This window comes from Cellulomonas sp. P5_C6 (assembly GCF_054049635.1).
In genome coordinates, this window is the sequence record NZ_JBFULZ010000283.1 from 1 (window position 1) to 3,638 (window position 3,638).

The 3,638-nt window shown below is 72.0% G+C and carries 4 protein-coding genes and 1 pseudogene; 2 read left to right on the forward strand and 3 right to left on the reverse strand.

Annotated features, from left to right (window positions below; all coding sequences use genetic code 11):
- A pseudogene (locus tag ACXJKG_RS20060) lies at positions 1–314 on the reverse strand (hypothetical protein); the annotation flags it as partial.
- Between the two features lie 146 nt (positions 315–460).
- Between ACXJKG_RS20060 and ACXJKG_RS20065 the strand changes: the two are divergent.
- Positions 461–967, forward strand: coding sequence for a sigma-70 family RNA polymerase sigma factor (locus ACXJKG_RS20065; RefSeq protein WP_456847486.1), 507 nt, complete (start codon positions 461–463; stop codon positions 965–967).
- Positions 964–1,692, forward strand: a complete 729-nt coding sequence (locus ACXJKG_RS20070; protein WP_456847487.1) for an anti-sigma factor family protein — start codon at positions 964–966, stop codon at positions 1,690–1,692. The genes ACXJKG_RS20065 and ACXJKG_RS20070 overlap by 4 nt, the downstream gene beginning before the upstream one ends.
- Positions 1,693–1,698: 6 nt before the next feature.
- On the opposite strand, the gene ACXJKG_RS20075 is transcribed toward ACXJKG_RS20070, so the two are convergent.
- On the reverse strand, positions 1,699–3,249 hold the full coding sequence (locus tag ACXJKG_RS20075; protein ID WP_456847488.1) for an esterase/lipase family protein: 1,551 nt from the start codon (positions 3,247–3,249) through the stop codon (positions 1,699–1,701).
- A 105-nt stretch (positions 3,250–3,354) separates the two neighbouring features.
- A partial coding sequence (locus tag ACXJKG_RS20080) for an STAS domain-containing protein (RefSeq protein WP_456847489.1) occupies positions 3,355–3,638 on the reverse strand: 284 nt, incomplete at its 5' end.

Consider the following 3,638-nt stretch of genomic DNA (forward strand, 5'->3'; position numbering starts at 1 on the left):
GTGGTGATGGCGGGCCACGCGGCCGCGCAGTCGCCCGAGCACGCGCTGGTGCCGGAGCCCTTGGTGTCCTTGAGGAAGTAGTACGCCGTCATGCCCTTGCCGTCGACGACGATGGTGCCCAGCGACGAGTCGCCGGTCGACAGGTCGGTGCCCGCCGCGGCGGCCGGCGACTCGGCGGCGGTCGACGACTCGCTCGAGGGGGTGGAGTCGCCGTAGCCCCCGGACGACGTGTCGTTGCCCGATCCGCCCCCGCAGGCTGTCAAGGTGGCCGCAGCCACCAGCGTGGTGATCGAGAACAGGATGGTCCGTCTCACGATGATCTCCTCGGGTCGGTAGCGGTCCCTGTGCCCGCTACTGGGACCACGGGGTGGGGACGGCCGAGGTTCAACGCACGGTGAACCCCGACGGCACGTGTGCCGTTGAAGGGGTAGGACGCAGAGCGAACGCGGAGGGAGGCGGCGTGGCAGAGGAACCCGACGCGCTCCTGCGCGCGCTCCACCAGGCCTACGCCCGGCCTCTGCAGCACTACGTCGTCCGCCTCACGGGGGACCACGCGCTCGCCCAGGACGTGGTCCAGGAGGCCATGGTCCGCGCGTGGAAGCACCCCGAGGTGCTGGCCCGCGAGGAGGGCGCGACCCGTGCGTGGCTCTACACCGTGGTGCGCAACCTCGTGATCGACGACCGCCGGAGCGCGCGGCACGTGCGGGAGCGGACCACCGACCAGGCGCCTGACACCCCCCAGCCCGACGAGTCGCAGGCGGTGCTCGACAGCTGGTTGGTGGCCGACGCGCTCGAGCAGCTGACCGCCGAGCACCGCGCGGTCGTCGTCGGCGCCTACTACGGCGGCCGGTCCGTGGCCGAGCTCGCCCGTGAGCACCAGATCCCCGAGGGCACCGTGAAGTCACGCATGCACTACGCGTTGCGCGCGCTGCGCCTCGCGCTGCAGGAGAGAGGAGTCTCGTCATGACCGGGCGGGATGCCGACGAGCGACAGGGCGACGACGAGTTCCGGGACTGGGACGCCGCGTACGTCCTCGGCGCGCTCGACTCCGAGGACCGGCGCGCGTACGAGGACCACCTGCGCACGTGCGCGTCCTGCCGCGCCGCCGTCGCCGAGCTGGCCGGGATGCCGGGGCTGCTCCGGATGGTGACGCCCGAGGACGCTGCTGCGCTGGGTACCGGGACCGATCCGGGGGCCGAGGCCGAGGTCGTCGAGCTGGCCTCGGTCGCGCGCGCCGCGCACCGCGTCCGCCGTCGCCGCCTGGTCGGCCTGGTCGCCGCCGCGGCCGCCCTGCTGGTGATCGGCGGTGTCGCAGGCGCCCTCGTCGGCACCAGCACCGGGACGCCGGAGGCCGCGCCGTCGTCGACCGCCCAGGTCACGGCCCTCCAGCTGGAGCCGGTCGGCGCCGTGGACGTCAGCGCGGACCTCACGCTGCAGAAGAAGGGCTGGGGCACCCGGATCGACTGGGAGTGCCGCTACCCGACGGCGGCGTGGCCGGAGGGCACCGGGCCGACGTACGAGCTCGTCCTGGTCGACGACGCCGGCCACAGCACGGTCGTCGCGACCTGGCTGGCCCGGAACGTCGGCGCGCGCGGGCTCGGCGCGTCGTCGAGCATCGTCACGGAGTCGATCCGCCGGGTGGAGATCCGCGTGGAGGGCTCCGACTCGCCGCTGGCCGCCGCGCAGACCTGACGGGCCTCAGGCGGGCGGGCGACCGTTCACCGCGATCGTGATCGCCGCCTGCTCGCCCAGCAGCTTGCGGGCCGCCACCGGCAGCTGGACCTTGGCCAGCCAGCTGCCCGTCGTCGTGTCGAGGTCCTTGAGCTCGTCGTCGCTGGCCTGGTCGGGCACCCAGTCGCGGATCGCGGTCGGGAGCGCCGAGCTCCACACGGCCCACGACCGCGGCGGGGTGCCGTCCGGGTGGAACTCGATGTCGACCACCAGCACGTCCGACCAGTCCGCCGTCTGCTCGAGGTGGTCGAGGAACGACAGGAGGTGGTCCTTCTTGCGCAACGAGATCAGGCGCAGCTGCAGCACGTGCCGCATGGTCGGCACGTCGGGCCGGGCGGCGGTCGTCGACAGGTACGTCCGCACGAGGGGGGTCGGCTTGCTCGTGGTGTCCGGGGCCTTCGGCCACTCGAGCTGGATCGGGCACAGGTGCGCGGTGCTCTGCTCGTGCAGCACCACGGGCAGCCCCCGGATCGAGAGCGAGGTCTCCAGCTGCCAGACCGTGTTGTCCTTCGGCGTGCCCGGGACCACGACGTCCGTGAGCTCGGCCTCGACCTCGACGTTGCCGAAGAGGAACCGCTGCAGGTTCTGGTAGCCCTCCTCGGAGTTGACGATGCCGAACCGGCCGGAGTGGCTCCGGTGCACCAGCGCGCGCGGAGCACCCTTCACGTACGCGTTGTCGATCTGGACCAGCCCGTCGCTGCGCGCCCCGACCGCCTTGGCGGAGAGCCCGAGCGCGGTCGTGTAGTCCGTGGAGTTGGTGCCGACGAGGCAGAAGAACCGCGACGTCGGGAACCCGTCCGCGGGCATGACCCTGGCGTCCCACCCCTCGGGGACGTGCTTCTGGGTCGACGCCTCCGGGGTCAGGTACTCGTACATCCGGGCGGGGCCGAAGATGTCCGCGCCGGCGAGCCCGGTCAGGTCGCGCAGCTTCTCCAGGGCACCGAAGCCGAGCGCGAACTCGATCCCGCCGTGCGGGGTGGCGTACGTGAAGACGCGGTCGACGAACGCCGTGGCGGCGGAGGGCGACCCGTCCGTCTTCTCGGGCGCGACCTTCTGGATCATCGACCGCACGATGAGGCCGCCCATCGAGTGGGCGATGAGAAAAACCCGCGGCGCGCCGGTCTTCTTGCGGACGAGCGTGACCAGGTCGAAGAGGCTCTCCGCCGCCCGCTCGATGCTGAACGCGTTCGGGTCCTTGGTGAGGTCGGGAGCGAACTCGTCGTAGAACCGGTGCACCCAGATCGTGGCGGGGTCGACCTTGTCGTCCTCGTGCTGCTCCAGGTAGGCGCGCTGGTTGCCCTGCACGAGCAGCTGGTACCGGTAGTCGATCATCAGCCGCAGCAGGGGGCTCTCGAACTGGTGGAACGCCGGCCGGTCGGTGTCGTCCACCCGCACCTGGACCGACCCCTCGTTGAACCCGTAGAACGGGTCGTCGACCGCGTTGTTGATGCCGGATGGTCCGCCCGCGAAGCCGCGCACGTAGATCACCGGAAGCCTGCCGTCGGTCTGGTCACCCATCAGAGCTCCTCCGTCTGCACCGTCGTTGGTGTCGAAGGCGCTCGTCCTCACGACCCTGCCGACGGGCCGGGGAGACGATCGTCGATACGTGATCCTTCCAGCGGATCAGGGCCGTGACGAGAGGAAGGGCGTCCCGGCGACCTCGAGGGTCTGCGCCGCCGGCGTCCCCGGGGGTGCGACCACCTGCAGCTGGTCGGTGGTGCGCAGCAGCGACTCGAGCACACGCACGCCGGCGCTGCCGAGGTGGACGACGTCGCGCAGGTCGACGGTCACGGGGATCAGGCCGTTCCGGGACAGTCGCAGGATCTCCGCCTCGACCTGAGCGGCGGCGGCCCGGTGGTCGACGGACCCGCCGACGTGGACGACGTGGGCGCCGGCCGCGTCGGAAC